Source organism: Microbispora sp. CA-135349 (assembly GCF_050947365.1).
Lineage (GTDB): Bacteria > Actinomycetota > Actinomycetes > Streptosporangiales > Streptosporangiaceae > Microbispora.
Window position 1 is genome coordinate 8,479,312 of record NZ_CP192001.1, and the last position, 21,813, is coordinate 8,501,124.

Here is a 21,813-nt window from a genome sequence, read left to right on the forward strand (position 1 = left end):
GGTGCTCTCTGTGACAGGTGGGAAACCGGATTCTGACGGCGTCTCGACGGAAAAATTTCACCTGTCTACGGTGCTCGCCGTGAGACAACTGGTGATCGGAGCCTTACTCCTCGCGTCCACCGTGGTCCCGGCGACGCTGCCCGCCCAAGCATCGACAACGCAGGCATCGACCGCGCAGGCGGCGCCCGGACCCACCCACGCCACCTACTCCAACCCCGTGAGCGGCGACGCCGTGCAGACCTTCCCCGATCCCGCGATGATCCGGGGCAAGGACGGCCTCTGGTACGCCTACGGCACCACGAACCCGATCGACGGCAAGAACGAGCACATCCTGCCGATGCTCAAGTCGGCCGACATGGTCCACTGGACGTACGCCGGGGACGTCTACACCGGGGACGACCACCCCTCGTGGTGGCCGAACGGCACCCGTCCCTGGGCGCCGGACATCCGGTACGTCAACGGGGCCTACCACCTGACGTACTCGCTGTCCACGAGCGGTGTCGGGCTCGCGACCAGCCCGCACCCGACCGGGCCGTGGACCGACCGCGGGCGGATCGTACCGGCGGGCGGCAGCGGCTGCCCGGCCAATGACATCGACCAGGCCGTCTACACCGACGTGAACGGCGACAACTACCTCTACTGGGGCAGCTACGACACGATCTGCGTGGCGCGGATGAACGCCGAGGCGACCGCGGTCACCGGCGAGGTCACGCGGATCGCCCACGGGCGCCGCATGGAGGGCGGCTTCGTCGTCCGGCGCGACGGCAAGTATTACCTGTTCTACTCCGACGCCGGATGCTGCGACGGCGCGTTCAGCGGCTACACCGTCAAGGTCGGCCGGTCCGACAGCCCGCTCGGGCCGTTCACCACCCCGACCGGCGTCAACCTGATGGACCTGACCAGCAAGGACGGCATCGTCCTCGCGGCCAACGGCAACGGCTGGGTCGGCCCGGGCCACAACGCCGTCCAGACCGACCTCAGCGGGCAGGACTGGCTCGTCTACCACGCGATCCCGTCGTCGGCCCCCGAGTTCGGGCCGGTCACGACGACCTGGGGCACGACCATCGGCAATCTGGCCCGCCGGCCGCTGATGATCGACCGGCTCGACTGGATCGACGGCTGGCCTGTCGTACGGGCCGGGGCAGGGCCGTCCACCGGGGAGCAGCCGGCGCCGGTCACCACGTGGAGCGTGGGCAGCACGTTCAACGACGGCACGGCCGGGTGGACCGGGCCGTGGAAGCCCGCCTCCGACCCCGACTCGCACGGCTATCTCACCGGCAAGGGCTCGACCAGCGAGCTCAGCGACGGCCGCATCCAGGGCGACGTGCGTGTGGAGGCCGACCTGCGGCTGCGCGAGGGCGGCGCCGCCGCCGGGCTCGTCGTGACCCGCGAGAACGGCTCGAAGGACGTCACCGCCTGGATCGACCGCGAGCGCGGCGAGCTCGTGGTGACGGCCAAGGTGCGCGGGAGGACGACGACGGCGAGCAGCCCGCTGCCTGCCTCGTTCGGCTACGGCTCCTGGCACAATGTCGCCGCCGAGCGGCGCGGAAACGCCCTGGCCGTGTCGGTGTCGGCCGACCGGCTCGGCGACCCGCTGGCGCAGGTCGTCATGACGCTGCCCGAGGGCGCCCCCACGTCCGGCGCCATCGGCGTGGTCACGCGCGGCGCCGCCGACGCCGACAACGTCGGGGCCGCTCCGCTCTACCAGCAGGTCACCGAGCGGGTGCCAGACCCCGTCCTGGGCGAGCGGCTCCCGGCCTACTCCGACGAGTTCGACGGCACGGGCACGCCCACCGGCTGGACCAAAGTCCGCAACCCCTCGGCCACCCTGTCGGGCGGCTCCCTGGCCTGGCCGACGCAGAACGCCGAGCTGTTCCAGGGCACCAACACCGCGTCGATCCTGCTCCGCGACGCGCCGCAGGGTGACTTCGCCGTCGAGACGAAGCTCACCTTCAACGGCACGAAGGGCAACCAGCAGGCCGGTCTGCTGCTGTACGAGAACGACGACCGGTGGCTGAAGCTCACGCACACGGTCCTGCCGCTGGCCAACGGCGGCGGCGCGGTGCTGCACCAGACCGAGTTCGGCAAGGAGGGCCCGCGGCCCGGCACCACCCCGCCGACCGCCGTCGCCAACGCGCCGATGTTCGGCGGCCCGGCCGCGGAGACCACCTGGCTGCGGCTGCTCTACCACTACGACGAGGAGAACGGCGAGCACGACGTCCGCATGGCGTCGAGCACCGACGGCACCCACTGGATCTGGGGCGGCACCTGGTCGCTGCCGCGCACCGGGCCGGTGCGGATCGGCCTGATCTCGATGAACACGGCGGGCGCCACGGCCACCTTCGACTACCTGCGGACGTACGAGGTGACCAGCCGATGACCGGTGAGCGGCCGCCCCTTCACCCGAGGGGCGGCCGCTCGACGGACGGGGAATGATCCGGCCCGGTTTCCGCCGGGGCCGGGACGCGGGCCCGCCGCCGGGGTAGAGGCACGTCGATGCCGATCACCCTGCCGATCACCCTGCCAACCGCCCTGCCGATCACCATGCCGATCATTCACGCCCTCACGCGATCCCTGGACCGCCGGCCGCGACGGCCCGCGCCGGCCGCGGTCGCGCTCGCCGTCACGCTCGCCGTCGTGCCGGTCCTCGCACCGGTGCACGCGTACGCGGCGGCGGCCGGAGACGGCAACGGGAACGGCTCGGCCGTACGCGCGGGCAACGGCTCGGCCAACCGCACCATGGTGGCGATGGGCAGCACGCGCCTGAGCGGCGTCCTCCACCAGATCGCGACGGGAGTGGGCGGGCTGAGCAGCGTGCAGGGCGGTCTGTGCAGGCCGCGCGCCCGGCTCTGCACGCTCTCCCAGGACATCCGCGCCCGGACGGCCGCACGGTGAACCGCTGATGCGCGCCCGCGTCCTGGTGGCGGTCACGATCGCGACGGCGGGACTCGTCACGTCGCCGCCCTCCGCCGCCGGGCGCGTCGCGGTCACCCCTGTGACCGGCTACGGCGACCGCAACGGCGCCGGCGCCGACGTCCGCATGGGCAACGGGATACGCAACGTCAGCCAGCTGACGGTGGGCAGTGCGAGAAACGGGACGGGCATCCAGCAGAGGACGGTCGGCGTCAGCGGTGTCGCCAACGCGCAGAGCACGATCTGCGGGCGGCGTTCCCGCTTCTGCGACGTGACGCAACGCATACGGGCATCGGACCGGCAGAGCGAGATGATCACCCCTCCGGGCGCGCGAATCCGGCGGGACGCGAAAAAGACCGGCATATCACCAGAGGTCGGTTAATCCTCGTCCAGCGCCGTGACGGGCGCGACCACCCGGGGTAGATGCCCGGCAGGTCCGCGCGAACGGATCTCCATGACGGACATCGGGGAAGGCGCACGAGAACATGGCTCGTCACGCTCGTCACAGCGCTCGACACAGCGCTCGACACTGGGCTCCTCACGCCCTCGTCGGCCCGGCGGCGCGACTGCTGGCGGTGACCGCGCTGACGCTCACGAGCGCGGGGGTCGCGCTCGCCCCCGTGAGCGCGGGCGCGGCGACGAGCCGGGGATGGGGCGGTGGCGACGGAAACGGCGCGAGCTCCAGATATCGGATAAACAACGGCCAGAACAACCTGAACTCCCTGCTCGTCGGCAGCCAGCGGAACACGACGGGCACCCAGCAGGTCATCACGGGCGTGGACGCCTCGGTGAACACCCAGGCCGCCAACTGCGTGCACCGGCCGGGGTGCAGGGGCTCCCAGAATCTCCGGGGCCGCAACCAGAGCTCCCCCAGGACAAGCGGGACGGTGAACTCAGGACGGTGAACTCAGGACGGTGAACTCAGGACGGTGAACTCGGACGGTGAACTCGGGACGCTGGAACTCGGGACGCTGACGGCACCCGAACGGCCGGGAACGGGGACACGCACGCCGGGGAACGCCGGCCGGCGACCGCGGACAGCTAGCGTGTCAGCATTCGGCAACCATGGGCGACAGGCGGTGGCGGATGCTTCATTCACGCGGTGCGTCTCGGAGCAGTGCGTCTCGGAGCGGTGCGTCTCGGAGGGCCCGGCTGTCCGCCGCGGCCCTGACCTCCGCCCTCACTGCCGCCCTCACCGTCTCCGCCGCCGCGCAGGTCCTCCTCGCCGCCCGCGCGGACGCGCGGGCCGTACGGGAGGACGGGGACGGTCCGCGCGCCATCGGGAACGGCACCCGCAACCGGAACATCGTCCACCTCGACAGCCCCACCCGCAATCGCGGTCACCAGCACACCGCGGCCAGCACGGCCGGCGGGGCGACCAGCGTGGCGGACGGCTTCTGCCGCGGAGCGAGGAACTGCGACATCAGGCAGAACATCGCCGTCGTGGTCGCCGCGCCTCTGTAGACGCCCCCGCTCGCGCCTCATCCGCTCAGCGCGCGTACGGCCTCTTCCGGGCTGTCGTAGAAGGAGAGCAACCGGTCCAGGCCCATGATCTGGAAGACGCGGGCGATGTCGGCGTCCAGACCGGCCAGGAGCAGGGCGGCGCCCGCGTCATGGGCGCGCTGATGGGCGGCGACCAGCGTGGCGATGCCGGTGGAGTCGCAGAAGGTCAACCCGGACAGGTCGATCACCAGGTCGGTGCCCGGGCCGAACGTGACCTCCTCCAGGGCCGCCCGCAGGCGTGGGGTGGTGTGATGGTCGAGGTCACCGGCCACGACGAGCAGGCGCGGACCGGAGGTATGCGGCTGAAGGCTGATGGTCAGACCGTTGTCATGCTGCACCGAGACTCCCGGATGACGGCGTTCGAGTGGCGGGCGGGACGGAGAGGGCGAGGACCGCGGTGTCGTCTGACACTCCCGTGCCCAAGGCCGTGATCAGGTCGTGCACGGTGGTCAGGAGGGCGTCGGCGCTCGTGGGCCCGGCGGCGGCGAGGTAGGCCGTCAGCCCGTCCTCGTCGAGCATCGAGCCCGTCGGCGTCCGCGCCTCGGTGAGGCCGTCGGTGTACAGCAGCAGTGCGTCACCGGCGTTCAGGCGCGCGCTCACCTGGGCGAAGTGAGGATTGCGCAGGATGCCGATCAGCTGTCCCCCGGCCGGGTGGATGGGCTCGACGGCGCCGCTCGCCCGCACCGCCAGCGCCGGGGGGTGGCCCCCGGTGGCGAGCGTGACGCCGAACCCGTCGCCGTCGGGCTGCAGGACGCCGAAGACCGCCGTGCAGTACGGCGCCGGGGCCTCGCCCCCCGCGTGCTCCTGTTGCAGGACCGCGTCGAGATTGGCCAGCACCGCGTGCGGGTCGGCGTCGTAGACGGCCGCGGCGCGCAGGGTGTAGCGGACCAGGGACGTCAGCGCGGCGGCGTCGGCGCCCTTGCCGCAGACGTCGCCGAGGAAGAACCCCCACCGGTCGCCGTTGAGGGGGAACAGGTCGTAGAAGTCGCCGCCCACCTCGTCCGCCGAGACAGGGTGGTAGGCGGCGGCCGCGCACAGTCCGGGCACCCGGGGCAGCGCCGGCGGAAGCAGGGTGCGCTGCAGGGTGCGGGCCAGGCGCTCGGCGCCCGCGCGCAGTTCCCTTTCGACCTCGACCGTACGGTGCGTGGCCAGCCGCACCTCGAGTTCGTCCATGACCAGGCCCGCCAGGTCCCGCAGGCAGGCCAGCTCCTCCTCGCCGGCCTCACGGGGGCGCACGTCCATGACGTTGACGCTGCCCAGGGCCGCGCCGTCGGGCGTCGTGATCACCGCCGCGGCGTAGAAACGGATGCCCGGCTCGCCGTACACCGCCGGGTCGCCGGCCGCCCGCGGGTCCAGCAGCGCGTCGTTGACGACGTACGGGCCGCCGTGCCGCACGGCCGCGGCGCACAGGCTCTCGACGAGCGCGCGGCGCGGTGGCAGCCCGTGCGCGGCGACGACGCGGACCGTGCCGTCGCCGACGACCGTCACGGTGGCGAAGGGGGCGTGGAAGATCCGTGCGGCCAGGGCGGCCACCCTGTCGAACGCGGCGCCGGTGGCGGTGCCCAGGGCCGCGTAGCGGTGCACGGCCGTGAGGCGGCGCGCCTCCGCGGCGGATGCGGGCGGCAACTGCCTGCCGGGCGCTTCGTCGACGGTGCTGACCTCTGGCTCCTTCCGTCCCACCGGCCCGCGGCCCCCCGGGGCCCACGTGACCGGTGAATGATTTGCCCTATCCTACGAAACCATTGAACTGTTGCTTCCCTGACCTGCCGGACTCGCGTGATGGCCGGCCCACGACGCGGCAACGGCCCACGACTTAACCCGGCCCACGACGCACCGGCCGTTGAGGAGAAGGCGAAAGCGATGAGCGGGGCGGCGGAACCGATGTCTGTTGACGACGGCCGGCCCGTCGAGCTGCTGTTTCCCGGCGACAGCGAGATGGCGCGGCGGATGCGCGGCCATCCCTGGTCCGAGACCTCCATGGGAGACCCGGCGACCTGGCCGACGAGCCTGCGCACCGCGTGCCGGATCTGCCTCACCTCCCGGTTCCCCATGATCGTGTGGTGGGGGGAGGAGCTGCGGTTCCTCTACAACGACGCCTACCTGCCCCTTCTCGGGTCCAAGCACCCGGCGCTGGGCAAACCGGGCGACCAGGTGTGGACGGAGATCTGGCACACCATCGGCCCGATGCTGAAGTCGGTGATGAGCTCGGGCGAGGCCACCTGGTCGGAGGACCTGCTGCTGCCGATGAACCGGCACGGCTACTGGGAGGAGACGTACTGGACGTACTCCTACAGTCCGCTGCATGACGACGACGGCACCGTGCGGGGCGTGTTCACCGCGGTCAGCGACACCACCGAGCGGGTCATCGGCGAGCGGCGCCTGGCGGTGCTGCAGGACCTCGGCGCCCAGGCGGGCCACGCCCGCAGCGTCGCCGAGGCGTGCCAACTGGTCGCCGAGGTGCTGGAGCGGTCGGGCTCCGACGTGCCCTTCTCCGCCGTCTACCTGCGCCGTCCCGGCACGGACGAGCTCACGCTGACAGCGACGAGCCCGCGTGGCGCGACCGTGTCCCCCCTGCCCGGCGGGCCCGGCGACTGGCCGGTGGAGCAGGTGTTGCGCAGCGAGAGGCCCGTCGTGGTGACCGACGTGCCGGAGCGTTTCGGCGCGCTGCCCTCGGGGGGCTGGCAGACGCCGCCGACGCAGGCCATGGTGCTGCCGCTGGCCGGTGAGACCGGCGGCCAGAGCGTCGGGGTGATGGTGCTTGCGGCCAGTGCCGGCCGCGTGCTCGACGAGGCGTACGAGTCGTTCCTCTCCCTGGTGGCGCGGCAGACCGCGGCGTTGGTCAACGCGGCCGTGGCCTGCCAGCTCCAGCAGCGCAGGGCCGAGGAGCTGGCCGAGCTCGACCGGGCCAAGACGGCCTTCTTCTCCAACATCAGCCACGAGTTCCGCACCCCGCTGACGCTGATCATGGGCCCGGTGCAGGAGCTGCGGACCGCGCTCGCCGGCGGGCCGGCACGCGAGGGCGTGCTGAGCGGGGACCGGTTGCGCGAGGAACTGGACATGGTCCACCGCAACGGCCTGCGGCTGGGCAAGCTCGTCAACACGCTGCTGGACTTCTCCCGCATCGAGGCCGGCCGCATGCAGGCCAGGTATGAGCCGGTGGACCTGGCCGCCGTCACCGCCGAGCTGGCCGGCGTCTTCCGCTCCGCCATCGACAGGGCCGGGCTCGCCTTCGAGGTGGACTGCACTCCCCTGGACGAACCGGTGTACGTCGACCGGGGCATGTGGGAGAAGGTGGTGCTCAACCTGCTGAGCAACGCCCTGAAGTTCACCTTCGACGGCTCCGTCCGGGTCGCGCTGCGCCCCGGGGACGGGCACGCGGTCGTCACCATCGCCGACACCGGCATCGGGATCCCGCGGCACGAACTGCCGCGGCTGTTCGAACGGTTCCACCGCATCGAGAGCGCCAGGTCGCGCTCCAACGAGGGCAGCGGCATCGGGCTGGCGCTGGTGAAGGAGCTGGTGGGTCTGCACGGCGGCACGATCACCGCCGAGAGCGCCGAGGGCGCGGGAACCACGTTCACCATCCGGCTGCCCTTCGGCGCCGCGCACCTGCCGTCCGACGCCGTCGTGCCGGCCCGGCAGGCGGACGCCGCACCGGACACGATCTCGGGCGCGGTGTCGGACGCCGCCGACCCGTTCGTCGAGGAGGCCCTGCGCTGGCTCCCCTCGGAGGAGGGGATGACGGCGGACCAGACCCCCTCGCCGTCCACCTCCGCGCAACCGGGCTCCCCGCACGTGAGCTCCCCACACCAGGGCTCCCCACATCCGGGCTTCGACGGGCCCCCGCCACGGGTCCTGATCGCCGACGACAACGCCGACATGCGCGACTATCTCGCGCGCCTCCTGCGGCCCGCCTACGAGGTCACCCTGGTGACCGACGGCCAGGCCGCCCTGGAGGCCGTACGCGACGACGCCCCCGACCTCGTCGTCAGCGACGTCATGATGCCGCGCCTGGACGGCCTGCAACTGGTGGCGGCGCTGCGGGCCGACCCCCGCACCGCCGGGGTCCCGGTGCTGCTGCTGTCGGCCCGCGCGGGCCAGGAGGCCTCGATCGAGGGCCTGGAGGCCGGCGCGGACGACTATCTCGTCAAGCCGTTCTCCGCCGCCGACCTGCTCGCACGGGTCCAGGTCAACGTGAAACTGGCGCGCATCCGCGGCCGCCACACGCGGTGGCAGACCGCGATGATCGAATCGCTGCAGGAGGCCTTCTTCGTCTGCGACGACAACGGCGCGGTCATCGAGATCAACCAGGCGTTCACCGACATCCTCGGATACGGCCCCGAAGGCCTGCCCTACACCGCGCTGCATCCCTGGTGGCCAGGTGAGGCCGAGGACCCCGTGGCGCACCGGATCGTCGCCGAGGCGTTCGAGCAGCTCGTGAGCCGGGGCCGGGGCAGCTGCGTGGTCCCCCTCACCCACCGGGACGGGCACCAGATCTGGGTGGCGGTGACGTTCACCGACGTCGCCGATCCCACGACGGGCGAGCGCAGGGTCGTCGGCACCCTGCGCGATGTCACCGCCGAGCACTACCTCGTGCAGCGCGAGACCGCCCTGGCCGCGCTCAGCGTGCGCGTCTCCGAGGCGAGCAGCGTGCCCGACGCCCTCACCGGGGCGCTGCAGGAGCTGCGCGACGTCTGGCGCGCCCGGCAGGTGACCGCCGCGGTGTGGCACGGTGAGCCTCCGCGCCACGGCGAGACCGAGTGGGAGCCGGTGCTGTTCTGCACCGACTCCGAGGCCACCTGGCACGCGCTGCCGGACGACCTGCGGGAAAGGCTCACCGAGCTGCGCGACTTCCCGCCGTTGCGCCCGGTCGCGAGCGAGGCGGACGGGGCCGGCATCACCCTGGAGCATCCCGAGGGGATCGTGACCCTCTGGATCGACCTCGGGCAGAACCGGCCTTTCACCGCCGAGGACCAGACGCTGCTCGCGCTGCTGTCCGGTCATCTGGGGCAGGGCCTGCACCGGACCCACCAGCTCGACCAGCAGCGCGAGGCGGCGGTGGCGCTCCAGCGCGCCATCCTCGGCCCGTCCCACCTGCCCGACGGTTTCGCCGTACGGTACGAGCCGGCCACCCGGCCGCTGGAGGTCGGCGGCGACTGGTACGACATCGTGCCGCTGCCGGACGACCGCATCGGCATCGTGGTGGGCGACTGCGTGGGACGCGGGCTGGAAGCCGCGGCCGTCATGGGCCAGCTGCGCAGCGCCTGCCGCGCCCTGCTGCTGCAGGAGGCCGGTCCCGCACAGGTGCTGAGCGCGCTGGACAAGTTCGCCGCGCTGGTGCCCGGCGCCAAGTGCACCACCGTGTTCTGCGGCGTCCTCGACACCACGACCGGCCGCCTCGTCTACTCCAGCGCGGGCCACCCGCCCGGCATCCTGGCCCACTCCGACGGCACCACGGAGCTGCTGGAGGGCGGCCGTTCGACCCCGCTCGCGGTGCGTCCCGGCCACTCCCGGCCCGAGAGCAGCTGCACGATGCCGCCCCGCTCCACGCTGCTGCTCTACACCGACGGTCTCGTCGAGCGCCGCCGCAGCCCGCTGACCGCCGGCATCGACCAGGCGAGCGCCGCGGTGCAGGACGGCCGCGCGGCCCCCATCGAGGATCTGGCGACGCAGGTCATGCGCCGCATGACGCCGGACACCGGTTACAGCGACGACGTCGCGCTCCTGCTGTATCGCCAGCCGGCGCCGCTCGATGTGGCCTTCCCCGCCGAGTCCAGCCAGCTCGCCCCGGTCCGTACGGCCCTGCGGGACTGGCTCAACCGGTGCGACATCACCTCCTCGATGGTCCAGAACGTGCTGGTCGCGGCGGGCGAGGCCTGCGCCAACGCGATCGAGCACGGCCACCGCGACGCCCCGGGCCGCACCGTACGGCTGCGGGCCGTCGTCACGGCGGGTGATCTGTACCTGACCGTCGCCGACACCGGCCGATGGAAGCCTCCGCAGCCCGAGGTCAACACACACCGCGGCCGGGGCGTCGCGCTCATGCGCGCCCTTATGCAGCACGTCACCATCCAGCCCGGCGCCGCCGGCACCACCGTCGACATGCACGCGAGGATCTCCCGATGACGACTCCCCTGACCCTGGCTCCGTCCCGCCGTTCCGACGGCACCCCGGTCCTCACCGTCAGCGGCGAGATCGACATGAGCAACGCCGGTGATCTCGATGCCGCCCTGAACAGCGCCGCAGGCGACGACGGTCCCGCCCTCCTGGTCGACCTGAGCGCGGTCGAGTATCTCGACAGCGCCGGCCTGACCGTGTTGTTCGCGCACGCCCCGCAAATCGAGCTCGTCGCCAACGAGCTGCTCGCCCCCGTGCTGACCATCTCCGGGCTCGCGGAACTGACCACGATCCACGGGCTCGCGAACTAGGCGATCTAGGGAACGCGCGGCGGCCAGGCGTCGCCCCAGACGACATCGCGCGCCTCGCGGTAGGTCTCCCCCTGCCGCTTGGACACCGCGTGGTCGGCCAGCCCCTCCCCCTCCGTGCACAGGCGCAGCGTGACGAGCCCCTTGCGCTTGAGGGGATGGCGCAGGATCCGGCTCTCCGCGCGCGGCCACGGCCGGGCCGACGCGGCGACGTAGGAGAACTTCTCGTCCTCGAAGCTCAGCGTGCCGTCCTTGATCCTCCGGTGCAGGGCGCTGCGGTTGAGGCGGACGGCGAAGTGGCACCAGTCCTGGTCCGGGCGGATCGGGCATTCGCCGTCATGCGGGCAGGGGGCGACCAGATGCAGCCCCAGCCCGGCCAGCCGGCGCCGTGCCGCCGCGATCCGCGCGTACCCGGCGGGCGTGCCCGGCTCGACGACGACCAGCATGCCGGCGTCCCTGGCCAGGGACGCGACCACGTCCTCCTGAACGTCGGGCGACAGCTCGCCGAGCACGTATGACAGCGTGACCAGGTCGGCCGCCGGCGAGGGCGGGGTGCGGTCGATCGCCGCCTGCTGCCAGCGCGCCTCGCGTACGGCCGCGGCGGGTGCGCGGCCGGCCAGCCGCCGCCCGAAGGCGATGGCGGCGGGAGACTGCTCCAGGACGGTGACCGTGCGCAGCGTCGGCCAGACCGCGCTCGCGGCCCACAGCGCGCTGCCCGTGCCGCCGCCCACGTCCACCTGGGTCACCGGCGCGAACCCGGGCGCCAGCAGGGCGACCTGGCGCAGCGCCGCGCTCACGGCGCTGTAGGTCGCCGGCATGCGATACCCGGCGTACGCCGCGACCGCGACCTGCGAACTCAGCGCGGGCACGCTGCGGTCGAAGCCCTCCCGGTACTGCCGGATGAGCGTCTGGACGCTTCGCGTCAGTTCGGCCGCCGGAAAGCGGCCGAGCGACTCTTCCAGCGCGTCTTCCAGGTCCAGCGCGTCGCGTTGGTGATCGGGCACGGTTGGCACGGCGTTCATGATGACAGGAGTCGTACGGTCACCGTGTGGGAGGCGCCCTCGCGATCGGCCAGTGCGCCGAAGACCAGGGTCAGCCGCGGCCCGGTCCGCGCGTCCCGCAGGAGCGGATGCCCGCGCGTGATCCCGGCCACCGGGCGGTCCCACGTCACCGTCAGCCCGTCGAGGTCGCGCCGGGGATCGGCCACCGTCACCGTGGCCGTGCCGTCGCCGAGGTCGCGCACGAGGACCGCGCAGGGATCGGAGGCCGTCAGGCCGCCCGCCCGTCCCCCGCTCCAGAAGTTCACCGCGGTGACGCCCAGCGACGGCACCTCGACTCCCTGCCGGGCGGAGGTGTTGGCGAGCACCCGGGCCCAGCCGGGATCGGCGGCCCGTGCGGCGGTCGCGGCCTCACCCGCCCCCGGCATGAGGTGGTAGACGTAACCGGCCGCGTCCGGGTCCACGCCGTGGTCCAGCCACAGTGCCGTGTACGCCCGGGTCGCTCCGCCGGCCGTGCGTGCCTCGCGCAGCGTGCGCAGCGGCTGTCCGGCGGGCAGGACGTAGCCGCCGTGCCCGTCCAGATGGGCCCAACCGGCGCCCACCGCGAGCCGGGCGCCGGTCCTGCGGTTGTCCACGACGGTCTCGACCGGCACGCCGTCCCTGCAGGTGATGCCGGCGCCGAGGCAGACCACGGCGTCGTCGAGGAAGAACCACGATTGGAACGCCTCCAGCGTGCTCTGCAGGCCGTACAGGTGCTGGCCCACGGCGGCGTACACGCCGTCGGTCGCGCCGCCCACCCAGTCGGCCGGCGGGCGGGTGTCACCCCACGCGCCGCCCGCGCCGTCGCGTAACCGCCGCGTGGAGACCGTCGTGCCCGGCAGCCGGTACGGATCCACGGTGGGCCAGAACGAGTCGGAGTAGTGGTCGCCGTCACCTCGCGCCCACCAGTAGAGCATTCCGGAGCCGGTGTGCCAGCCCCGCAGGTTCTCGCCGTTGCCGTACTCGTAGCGGGCGACGCGGGAGGAGGCCATGCTGAGCGCCGCGCACCAGTCGGGCCCGCGGTGCACGGCGCGGGCGCTCATGGGGAACAGGCGGTGCCCGCCGGGCTCGGAGGCCACTGGGACCGCGTCGTCGTCCAGCACGGCGGCGAGGCGGGCGTGGAACGCCAGGTCGCCTCCCTCGGCCGCCCTGAGCATGGGCTTCGCGGTGTCACGCACGGCCCAGCCCTTGACCATGGCCCGCCAGCGGGCCCGGTCGGCGTCCGGGGCCGTCTCCGCCAGCAGCAGGACCGCCGCGGCGATCTCCCGGCCCCTCCTGTGGTCGCCGTAGGGCCGCCTGTCGACACCCCGCCCGCGTACCAGGTCCATGCACGCGCCGTCGTGGACGAACGGCGCGAACGACCGGTCCACCGCGTCGAGGACGGTGCGCGCCACCGGGTCCGTGATCTCCCACGGCGTGCCGCGCAGCACGGCGAACAGCGTCGCGAGGCCGGTCAGCAGCACCGCGCCGTACCCGCCCTGATAGGGGACGGATCCGTGCTGGATGAACGAGCCGTCCCGGTAGAAGCCGTCGCCCTCGGTGACGTAGGGGAACACCGGGGAGAGCGCGGAGGCCGCGAGCGCGGCACGGCCGGGGTCCTCGCCGGCGATCGCCCGCAGCAGCGTCACCGTGCACAGATCGACCCGGTTCGCTCCGGTGCTGTTGCCCTCGTAGTCGTCCAGGCGGCTCTCCGGGACGAAGTCGTCCACCGCCGCGCACAACGCGGCGCTCTGCGTGCCGGTGAGGTGCGGGGCGGCCAGCACGGCCGCGTCGAGCAGCGCCCTGGGCGTCCCGATCCGCCAGTCCCACCAGTTGCCCACGGGCTCGGCGCCGGGAGAGTAGACGCGCCGCACGACGTGCTCCACGCCGGTGGCGACGGCCGTGCCGAGACCGGGCTCGGCGGTCAGCCCGGTTCCCGGCAGGGCGTACGCGCGGGCCATCGCCCGCAACCGCGCGGGGGTCGCGTCGAGGGAGGGAAACGGAAGGTCCGGCCACAACGACCGGTCGGTGGGGTTCATGGCGTCGCGGTGCGCGCGTGCCCGGGCTCCCAGCTCCGCGAGCCGCGTCCGGTACGGCTCGGTTCGCGGGTCGAACAGCTCCGTCCCCAGTGTGACCTCCCGCCAGCGGCGGCGCAGCAGAGCGAAGGTCCCGGTGGGGACCCTCTCGGGGGGCGCGCACGCCGCGGCCAGCGCGGCGAGCCCGCTGAGCTGCAGAAATAATCGCCGAGAAGGTCCTTTCACACGGAGATTATCCGCGCGATCGGGCCCTTTCGTCGATCTTCGGCAGACCCCTGTGGGAGCGCTCCCAGATGGCGTAGCTTACTTCTGCCGTAATCACCGGGAAAAGGAGCGTGTCGTGCGAGGACTGTTATCCGCGGCCTGTCTGGCCCTGCTGCTGCCGCTGACGGCGACCTCGGCCGCCGCCGCGTCTCCCGGGCCGGAACACGGGCCGGAACACGGGCCGGAACACGGGCCGGGTCACGGGCCGGGCACCTGCGGGAGGGACGGCACGCTGTTCTGCGAAGACTTCCAGTCGCTGCCGGACGGCGGCGCGGCCAGCCTCGGGTGGGGCGTCGACACCAAGCACGGCACGCTCACCGTGGAGCGCGCCGAGCGCGGCCAGAAGGTGCTGCACGTCCACACCGAGGGCAACGGACGGGCGTTCCTCAAGGTGGACGACTTCGCTCCGCCCGGCAACGGCTTCTACGGCCGCCTGCGGCTGCGCGTGAAGGCGTTCCCCACCGCGCCCGACTGGGCCCACTACACGCTGATCGAGGCCACCGGCGCGGGCCCCGAGATCGTCCGGCCGCTCGGCGGACAGTACGTCCCCACGCTGCGCAAGGACCTGTGGGGCGTCGGCGCGGACGGCGGCCCCACCGGAGACTGGACCAACTGGCGCGAGTCGGCCCCCTCACGGGCGGGCGTGTGGCAGTGCGTCGAGTGGCGGATGGACCCCGCCGACAACTCGATCTCGGTCTGGTTCGACGGCGTCGCCCAGCCCGACCTCACCGTCTCCACCCGCAGCCACGGCGGCAACGACACCGACTTCGTCTTCCCCCGTTTCGACACCGTCAAGATCGGCTGGCAGCTCTACCAGTCCAACCCGTCCCCGGCGTCGTACGACCTCTGGCTCGACGACATCGCCCTGAGCACCCGGCGCGTCGGCTGCGCCTGACCCCTCACGCCGCCCGGCTCCCCCGCGGCTCGGACAGCGGGCGCGGGGAGCCGGCGGCCAGGGCCTCGGCGTAGACGGCGAGCGTCTCCTCTGCGGTGCGGCTCCAGCTCAGCGTCTCCCGCACCAGCCGCTCGCCACGCTCGGCGAGCGCCCGGCGCAGGCCCGCGTCCGTCATGACCTCGATCACCCCGTCGGCGATGTCGCCGGGATCGGCCGCCCGCACGAACCGTACGGCGGGCTCGGCGGGATCGCCGAGGAAGATCCGGGAGAATCCGTCGCCCAGGATCACCGGCCGGGCCAGGGCCATCGCCTCGGTCGCCACCAGCCCGAACGGCTCGAAGAGCGAGGGGAAGACGCAGGCGTCGGCCATCGCGTAATACTCCAGCAGCGCCCGCCCGTCGACGAAGCCGCCGGAGGTCAGCACCCGGCCGCCGAGTCCCGTCTCGGCGGCGATCCGCGCGACGCCCGTCTCGTCGCCCTCCCCCACGAGGACCAGGCGCAGCCCCGGCACGGCGGGGGCGATCCTGCGCATGGCCTCCAGCAGCTGGTAGACGCCCTTCTGCCGTTCCAGGCGGCCGACGAACAGCAGCACCGGGTCTCCCTCGGCGATGCCGAGCCGGGCGCGCAGGTCCGCCGCGCCGAGGCGCAGCGTGTCGCGGTCGAACCCGGGGCCGGCGACCACCCGTTCGTACGTGCCGCCGAGGCGGACGACGTCGATCGGCGAGCGGTTCCAGCCCGCCGCAAGGAGTTGCTCCCGCACCTCCGGGGTGGCGACCACGACCCGCCGGGAGATCCGCGCCAGCCACCGCTCCAGCGCGGCGAACAGGTTGAGCGGATCGGTGATGCTGCGTTGCGGGGCGACGCCGTACTCGGTGGTGTGCACGTGGAACACGACCGGGAGCCGCAGCACGTAGTGGCACAGCAGCCCGCACAGGAAGTTCGTCGAGTCGTGGACGGCGACGAGGTCCGGCCGCCGGTCGGGGCGCAGCCGCCGCAGCAGCAGGAAGTAGCGCCAGTTGCTCACCACGACGGTCAGCGCGAGCAGGAGGAACTCCACGCCGCGCGTGCGGTTGAGCCGCCGGCGACGGGCGATCGCGCCGAGCACCCGCCCACGCGGCCGGTAGACGGTCACGCCCTGCGAGCGCGCCCAGATTGGCAGGCGGCCGTCGTTCAGGGTGAGCACCGCCGTCTCGTGGTCGCGTGCCAGATGCGGGGCGATCAGCTCGGCATAGCGGCCGAGCCCCGCCGTGATGTTGGGCGGGAACTGGTTGATGACGTGGGCGACCTTCACCCGCGCACCTCCGATGCGGGCCGGTAGAGCCGGGCGGAGACGGCCGTGACGACCGCCACGAGGACGAGATTGCTCAGGACGAAGGCCACCAGACCGCCGGTCAGCCCCTGCCAGGCGATCAGCGCCGCCTGGCAGGCGAGCGCGAGCGGGGTCCCGGCCAGCAGGCAGCCGATGAGCACCTTGGCTCCGCGCACGCCGTCCATGGTCAGGGCGACCTGCTGCAGGTTGAAGACCGTGTGCACGCCGATCCCGAGCGCCGACAGCGCCATCAGGCCGAGCGAGTACGGATACTCGCCCCCCACCAGCAGGAAGAACACCGTGCTCGCCGCGAACGCGAAGACCGCCGTCGCCGCGAACACCACCGGGCCGAGCCGGGCGATGCGCCGCATCACGGCGGGCTTGTCGGACGTCGCCAGCGTCGGCAGCAGCACCAGGCCGATGCCGTCGATGAACACCACGCCGAGCAGCCGTTTGGGGAAGCCGTTGTAGACGGAGTAGACGCCGACGTCGGCCCGGGGCGCCCAATGGTTGAGGAAGATGACGTCCACCCCGAACGCCACCGCCGTGAGCGCGCCGATGACGGTGACGTACGCGCCGTGCCGGTACAGCGAGCGGGCCAGCGTCCGCGACCAGGAGCGCGGCGCGACCTCGAACCCGGCGAAGGAGAGCAGGGCGAAGACCAGGTTGGTGCCGATCAGCGCGACCAGGTAGGGCTCGGCGTCCCGCGCGCCGAGGACCAGCAGGAAGAACGCCGCCCCGCCCAGGTAGGCGACGGCCACGGCGAGCTTGAGCCCGGCGACGAGGCGGAACCTCTTCAGCCCGCGCAGGAAGCTCTCGGTGAGCTGGTTGAGCGTCATCGACAGCGCCAGCGCCAGCGCGAAGGCCAGCGTGCGGGTGTCCACGCCGAGCGCGCGGGTCAGCAGCGGAGCCGCGAGCATCCCGGCGGCGAACACCACCGCGCCCAGCACGAGCGTGCACAGCAGCGCCGTCGTCACCAGTTCCGTCTTCAGCTGTTCCGTCTTCAGCTGGGCAGGCCGCTCGGCGGACTCGGCCCGCGGCAGCTCCTGGAACATGACGGAGTTGAGGCTCATCATCATGCCGACCGTGACGATCAGCGCGATCGACAGGACGACGGTGAAGTGGCCGAACGCGGCGGCGCCCACCCCTCGCGCGATGACGAGCGTGGTCGCGGCGGCCGTGCCGCTGGCCGCGGTGCTGACCAGCGTGGGCCCGGCGGCCCAGCGGTGGGCGGCCAGAAGCCCGGCCACCCGGTCGGTCAGCGCTCCCACCGTCTCATGCCCACCGTCTCATGCCCACCGCGCGTACGCCCGCCGGGCGAACTCGAGATCGTCGGCCGTGTTGACGCCGCGCGCCTCGTCGGGGTCGGTCACCGGCACCACCGTCAGCGGCCAGCGCCGCTCCCGCGACAAATAAGGCAGGAACGGCAGGAAGTTGACCTCTCCCGTGTGGGCGCCCACCGCCGCCTCGTCCAGGTGGCGCGTCCACGCCTCGCGGAGCCCTTCGGTGCTCAGGCAGAACACGCCCACGTCGCTGAGCCCGCCCGGGCGGCACTCGTCGCCCTCCCGCGACTGGCGCACCCGCGTCAGCGTCCCGCCGTCGTCCAGTTCGTACTCCACGTACGGGTCGGGCATCGGCACCAGCGGGAGCGTGAGTCCCTTCTCGTGCGCCTCGACGACACGATCGACGGTCACCGGGGACAGGCCCGCCTGGTCGCCCCAGACCACGAGGATCGCACCGTAGGCCTCCCAGTGCGGGGCCGCGCCGAAGATCGCACCGCCCATGCCGGTGGGCTTCTCCTGGACGCTCACCGAGACCGCCCCGCTCGCGATCTCGCCGGCGGCCAGCGCGCGGAACGGCCCCTCCCCCTCGGGGGACATCACGACGTGGACGTGCTCGGCGTACGGCCGCAGCCGCCGGTGGAGCAGGTGCCACACGGTGACGCCGCCCGCGATCTCCAGCATGATCTTGGGTACCCCGAGGCCCAGGCGGGTCCCCCGCCCGGCCGCCGGGATCACCGCGCACAACCGGTCAGCCGGCACCGGCCACCTCCGGGTTCAGCAGAGACACGATCTGTTCCAGGCCGCCCACCGCGACCGCCCCGGGAGCCGGCTCGGCGACGTGGACGTGCAGGGTCGCCAGGCCCGCGCCGACCGCCGACGCCACCCCGTGCGCGGAGTCCTCCAGCACCACGGCCGCGCCGGGGTCGAGGCCCCAGCGGTCGCACGCGTACGCGTAGAAGGCCGGGTCTGGCTTGCTCGCCGGGACGTCGTCGCTGGTGAGCACGCCGCGGAAGTACTCGCCCAGGGAGCAGGCCGCCAGCACCCGCGTGACCGACGCCCGGCTGCCGCTGGTGACGAGGTACGCGTCGCGGCCCCCGGCGACCAGGCGGCCGAGCAGTCGCCGGGCGCCGGGGAACACGGTCACCGCACCGGCCCGCTCGCGGTACAACCGCTGCTTCAGCCGGGCCAGCCGGGCCGCGTCCCCGGTGTCGCCCAGCAGGCGGACCGCCACCTCGCGGGTGCTCGCGCCCGCGTGGTCGGCGTACCGGAAAGAAGCGAGCAGATCGGGCGCGACCTCGGCGATGGCCTGGCGGAAGGCCTGCTCGTGGGCCGGACAGGAGTCCACGAGGGTGCCGTCGAGATCGAAGAGCCAGACGCGCCGGGCACACGCGTCCGCCAGCCGCGCCGTCATCGGACCCGCGCCAGGGCCGCCCCGTCCCTGGCGGCCGACTCCTTCACGGCGAGCTCCCTGACGGCGAGCAGCGCCTCGACCGTGCGCTCCGCGTGGTGCAGGCCCGGGCGGCCGGGACTCTCGAGGTCGGCGGTGACCCAGCGGGCCCCCGCCCACTCGCCCCGGTCGAGCACGCTGTGAGGCACCGCGGGGGCGTCCGGCACGGGCAGGGCGGGCCGGGCGGGCAGGTGGCTCAGCACGTGGGTCACCAGCCGCCGGCCGTTGCGGGGGTCGCCGAGGTGGGCCAGCGTGCGGTCGACCAGATCGGGCGCGCTCAGCCCCCGGATGTCGTGGTCGCTCCGGACGTTGACGACGAACACCTTGGCCGCCGCCCGGCTGCGCGCGATCGCGTCCGCCACTCCGGGCGTGAGATAGCTGGGCAGGAGCGAGGAGTGCGGGGTGCCGGGGCCGTAGACGATGAGGTCCGCGTCGCGGATCGCCTCCAGGGCGCGGGGGTTCGGCGTCACCTCGGCGCGCTCGCGGCCCAGGACCTCCCTGGTCCATCCGGGCGGCAGCGCCTCCAGCTCGGCCCGGCGCCGCGCGCCGACCGGCTCACGCAGCAGGAACAGGTCGGTGATCGTGCCCGGGCCCTGCGGCGCGACGATGTCGGCCTCGTCGGTCAGCAGGCCGCCGTCCTGCCTGAGCGCGGTCAGGAAGGCGTTCTCCCCGTTGGTCACGTTGAGCAGCCGTACGGGCGAGCCGAACGCGCGGGCACAGGCGTCGACGGCGGCGTTGAAGTCCCGGCCGAGCCGCAGGTACGCCCCGGCGAACACGAGGTTGCCGAGCGCGCAGTCGGCGAGATCGAGCCCGTGCGGGTACGCCGCGAGCCGCCGGGCGAACACCCGCAGGTCGGCCGTGACCGCCTCGCGGGCCGCCTCCGGCAGCGCGGCGAACGGGCCACGCCGTCCGGCGATCGCCTCGATGACCTCGGTGAGCCCCGCGGGCGTCGTCCCGCCCGGCAGGCGGTGGTCGAGGACGGTCGCCAGCGCGCCTTGCTCCGGATCGGCGGGATCGAGATGGAGCAGGAGGTTCTTGCGGAAGTCCGACGGCCCGAGCATCCCGGGCAGGTAGCGTCGCAGCGCGCCGGTGGACAGGCCGTTGTCGTACCCGTTGACGACCAGCGACACGGCGACCCCGGGGGTGTCCAGCATGCCCCTCGTGATGCTGGACGCCCCCCGGCCGCCGCTGAACATCGTCACCGCGATGGTCATCGGGCCTCCTCGGCGACCGGCGACGCGGACCTGCCGGGCTCGGCCGGTTCCGGACGGCGCAGGACGCCCCGGCGCAGCAACCAGTGGCGGTAGCCGAGATAGGCGACGAACAGGGCCCGGTCGCGGGCGCCGCGCCAGTAGCGCCAGCCACGGGTGCCGCCGCCGCGCTCGCGGTGCTCGATCGGGATCTCCACCCACTCGTGGCCCATCTCGGCGACCCGCGCGGTGATCTCGGTCGAGCAGTTCATCCCGGCCGACTCCAGCGGCAGCGACCTGAAGAGCGGGCCGTACACCACCTTGAAGATCGAGTTGAAGTCGCGGTAGCGCGTGCGGTGGAGCAGGTTGCTGACCGCGCCGCTGGCCGCCGACCCCCATCGGTACGCCAGGCCGTCGGCCTTCCTGATCCGGGCCCCGGAGAACGCCCGCGCGTCCCCGGCCTGGACGCGCGGCAGGACGCGGTCGAGGTTGGCGATCGGGAACTGACCGTCGGAGTCGAGCAGCACGACCCAGTCGAGCCGGGTGTGGGCGATCGCGGCGGCGATGGCCGCGCCCGCGCCGCGGTTGCGTTCGAACGTGACCACGACGAGCCGCGGGCACCGGGCCCGCAGGGCGGCCAGGATCTCCCCGGTCGCGTCACCGCTGCCGTCGTCGCAGACGACGATCTCCCACTCGCCCACGGCCGGGTTGCCGTCCAGATAGTCCTGCCATTCGCTCACCACCGCCGCGATGGTGTCCGCCTCGTTGTAGGCGGGCGCGGCGACGGAGATGTTCACGGCAGCGCTCACCGGTCACCCGCGCCCAGCAGGCGGCCGATCCAGCGGTCCAGGGGAAGCAGGTTGATCCCGACGATGATCGGAACGTGCACGAGCGCGAACACGATCGTCGCGCCGAACGAGATCGGCCCCCCGGTGAACAGGTTGATGTGCGGCGCGTCGATGACCTCGGGGATCTCGACCGGGTTGACGATCTGCCACATGATGTCGAGAAACCCCGAGAACACGATGAGCACACCGCTGGCCATGATCTTCAGGGTGCGGCCCGGCGTGCCTCCCCCGATGCGGTAGGCGGCGGCGACCGTGAGCACGATGCCCGGATAGAGCAGCAGGTAGAGGTGCGTGTAGAAGCTGTCGCCCTGGGCCCGCGCGCCGTCACCGTAGTAGAACCAGCTGATGCGCGGAATCAGGTAGCCGGTGAAGAAGACGAACGGCACGTAGAGCAGCCAGTTCAGCCGCGGCGACACCCATGGGAAGACCGCGATCGCCACGCACAGGCAGGCGAACGCGAACAGCTTGGCCACCATTTCCCAGGGCGAGCCGATCTCCCTGGCGTGCGGCGTGGCGAGCCACACGAAGGCGAAGCCGAGCGCCCCGGCGGCCAGGGCCATCCACCAGACGTGGGACGCCCAGGGACGGGAGCCGGCGCGGACGACGTCCGCCGGACCGTGTCCGTCGAGGTGCGGCCGGGACGGAGGACTCTTGCCGAATGCCGTCATGAAGACGCGGCACCTT

19 protein-coding genes are annotated in these 21,813 nt (G+C 73.0%); 8 read left to right on the forward strand and 11 right to left on the reverse strand.

Annotation, left to right across the window (positions count from 1 at the left end):
- Positions 1 to 79: 79 nt before the first annotated feature.
- From ACQPZZ_RS39060 to ACQPZZ_RS39080, 5 genes are all read left to right on the forward strand, one after another.
- Complete coding sequence (locus ACQPZZ_RS39060) at positions 80 to 2,380, forward strand: family 43 glycosylhydrolase (protein WP_432927469.1); 2,301 nt, start codon at positions 80 to 82, stop codon at positions 2,378 to 2,380.
- Between the two features lie 116 nt (positions 2,381 to 2,496).
- Entirely contained in the window at positions 2,497 to 2,895 is a 399-nt protein-coding gene (locus ACQPZZ_RS39065) for a hypothetical protein (protein WP_432927471.1), read from the forward strand.
- A 7-nt stretch (positions 2,896 to 2,902) separates the two neighbouring features.
- Positions 2,903 to 3,295 (forward strand): hypothetical protein, encoded by a 393-nt coding sequence (locus ACQPZZ_RS39070; protein ID WP_432927473.1) that lies wholly within the window; start codon positions 2,903 to 2,905, stop codon positions 3,293 to 3,295.
- Between the two features lie 193 nt (positions 3,296 to 3,488).
- The gene (locus ACQPZZ_RS39075) at positions 3,489 to 3,818 is read left to right on the forward strand and encodes a hypothetical protein (RefSeq protein ID WP_432927475.1); all 330 of its coding nucleotides are present in this window, start codon (positions 3,489 to 3,491) and stop codon (positions 3,816 to 3,818) included.
- A gap of 181 nt (positions 3,819 to 3,999) precedes the next feature.
- A complete protein-coding gene (locus ACQPZZ_RS39080) occupies positions 4,000 to 4,377 on the forward strand; it encodes a hypothetical protein (RefSeq protein WP_432927477.1) in 378 nt (125 codons plus the stop codon).
- Positions 4,378 to 4,394: 17 nt separating this feature from the next.
- Here the strand turns inward: ACQPZZ_RS39080 and ACQPZZ_RS39085 are convergent, their stop codons facing one another.
- Together ACQPZZ_RS39085 and ACQPZZ_RS39090 are read right to left on the reverse strand one after the other, a co-directional pair.
- Complete coding sequence (locus ACQPZZ_RS39085; RefSeq protein ID WP_363645578.1) at positions 4,395 to 4,754, reverse strand: STAS domain-containing protein; 360 nt, start codon at positions 4,752 to 4,754, stop codon at positions 4,395 to 4,397.
- On the reverse strand, positions 4,744 to 6,096 hold the full coding sequence (locus tag ACQPZZ_RS39090; RefSeq protein ID WP_432927479.1) for a PP2C family protein-serine/threonine phosphatase: 1,353 nt from the start codon (positions 6,094 to 6,096) through the stop codon (positions 4,744 to 4,746). The genes ACQPZZ_RS39085 and ACQPZZ_RS39090 overlap by 11 nt, the downstream gene beginning before the upstream one ends.
- Positions 6,097 to 6,297: 201 nt before the next feature.
- Between ACQPZZ_RS39090 and ACQPZZ_RS39095 the strand changes: the two genes are divergently transcribed.
- Positions 6,298 to 10,542, forward strand: a complete 4,245-nt coding sequence (locus ACQPZZ_RS39095; protein ID WP_432927481.1) for a SpoIIE family protein phosphatase — start codon at positions 6,298 to 6,300, stop codon at positions 10,540 to 10,542.
- Entirely contained in the window at positions 10,539 to 10,844 is a 306-nt protein-coding gene (locus ACQPZZ_RS39100; RefSeq protein ID WP_432927483.1) for an STAS domain-containing protein, read from the forward strand. Before ACQPZZ_RS39095 ends, ACQPZZ_RS39100 begins: the two co-directional genes overlap by 4 nt.
- A gap of 5 nt (positions 10,845 to 10,849) precedes the next feature.
- On the opposite strand, the gene ACQPZZ_RS39105 is transcribed toward ACQPZZ_RS39100, so the two are convergent.
- Positions 10,850 to 11,863, reverse strand: coding sequence for a small ribosomal subunit Rsm22 family protein (locus ACQPZZ_RS39105; protein WP_432927485.1), 1,014 nt, complete (start codon positions 11,861 to 11,863; stop codon positions 10,850 to 10,852).
- On the reverse strand, positions 11,860 to 14,118 hold the full coding sequence (locus ACQPZZ_RS39110; protein WP_432927487.1) for a polysaccharide lyase 8 family protein: 2,259 nt from the start codon (positions 14,116 to 14,118) through the stop codon (positions 11,860 to 11,862). The genes ACQPZZ_RS39105 and ACQPZZ_RS39110 overlap by 4 nt, the downstream gene beginning before the upstream one ends.
- A 115-nt stretch (positions 14,119 to 14,233) precedes the next feature.
- On the opposite strand from ACQPZZ_RS39110, the gene ACQPZZ_RS39115 reads away from it, so the two are divergent.
- Positions 14,234 to 15,052, forward strand: coding sequence for a hypothetical protein (locus tag ACQPZZ_RS39115; protein WP_432927489.1), 819 nt, complete (start codon positions 14,234 to 14,236; stop codon positions 15,050 to 15,052).
- Between the two features lie 4 nt (positions 15,053 to 15,056).
- Here ACQPZZ_RS39115 and ACQPZZ_RS39120 read toward each other — a convergent pair whose 3' ends face one another.
- The 7 genes from ACQPZZ_RS39120 to ACQPZZ_RS39150 are packed head-to-tail and all read right to left on the reverse strand — an operon-like array spanning position 15,057 to position 21,797.
- Entirely contained in the window at positions 15,057 to 16,343 is a 1,287-nt protein-coding gene (locus ACQPZZ_RS39120) for a glycosyltransferase family 4 protein (RefSeq protein ID WP_432927491.1), read from the reverse strand.
- Positions 16,340 to 17,632 (reverse strand): oligosaccharide flippase family protein, encoded by a 1,293-nt coding sequence (locus ACQPZZ_RS39125; protein ID WP_432927493.1) that lies wholly within the window; start codon positions 17,630 to 17,632, stop codon positions 16,340 to 16,342. Before ACQPZZ_RS39125 ends, ACQPZZ_RS39120 begins: the two co-directional genes overlap by 4 nt.
- 18 nt (positions 17,633 to 17,650) lie before the next feature.
- Complete coding sequence (locus tag ACQPZZ_RS39130; RefSeq protein ID WP_432927495.1) at positions 17,651 to 18,403, reverse strand: nucleotidyltransferase family protein; 753 nt, start codon at positions 18,401 to 18,403, stop codon at positions 17,651 to 17,653.
- Entirely contained in the window at positions 18,393 to 19,055 is a 663-nt protein-coding gene (locus tag ACQPZZ_RS39135; RefSeq protein WP_363645598.1) for an HAD family hydrolase, read from the reverse strand. Before ACQPZZ_RS39135 ends, ACQPZZ_RS39130 begins: the two co-directional genes overlap by 11 nt.
- Positions 19,052 to 20,305, reverse strand: a complete 1,254-nt coding sequence (locus ACQPZZ_RS39140) for a 2-phospho-L-lactate transferase CofD family protein (protein ID WP_432927496.1) — start codon at positions 20,303 to 20,305, stop codon at positions 19,052 to 19,054. Before ACQPZZ_RS39140 ends, ACQPZZ_RS39135 begins: the two co-directional genes overlap by 4 nt.
- Entirely contained in the window at positions 20,302 to 21,090 is a 789-nt protein-coding gene (locus ACQPZZ_RS39145) for a glycosyltransferase family 2 protein (RefSeq protein WP_432927498.1), read from the reverse strand. Before ACQPZZ_RS39145 ends, ACQPZZ_RS39140 begins: the two co-directional genes overlap by 4 nt.
- Entirely contained in the window at positions 21,087 to 21,797 is a 711-nt protein-coding gene (locus ACQPZZ_RS39150) for a hypothetical protein (RefSeq protein WP_432927500.1), read from the reverse strand. The genes ACQPZZ_RS39145 and ACQPZZ_RS39150 overlap by 4 nt, the downstream gene beginning before the upstream one ends.
- Positions 21,798 to 21,813: the final 16 nt, after the last annotated feature.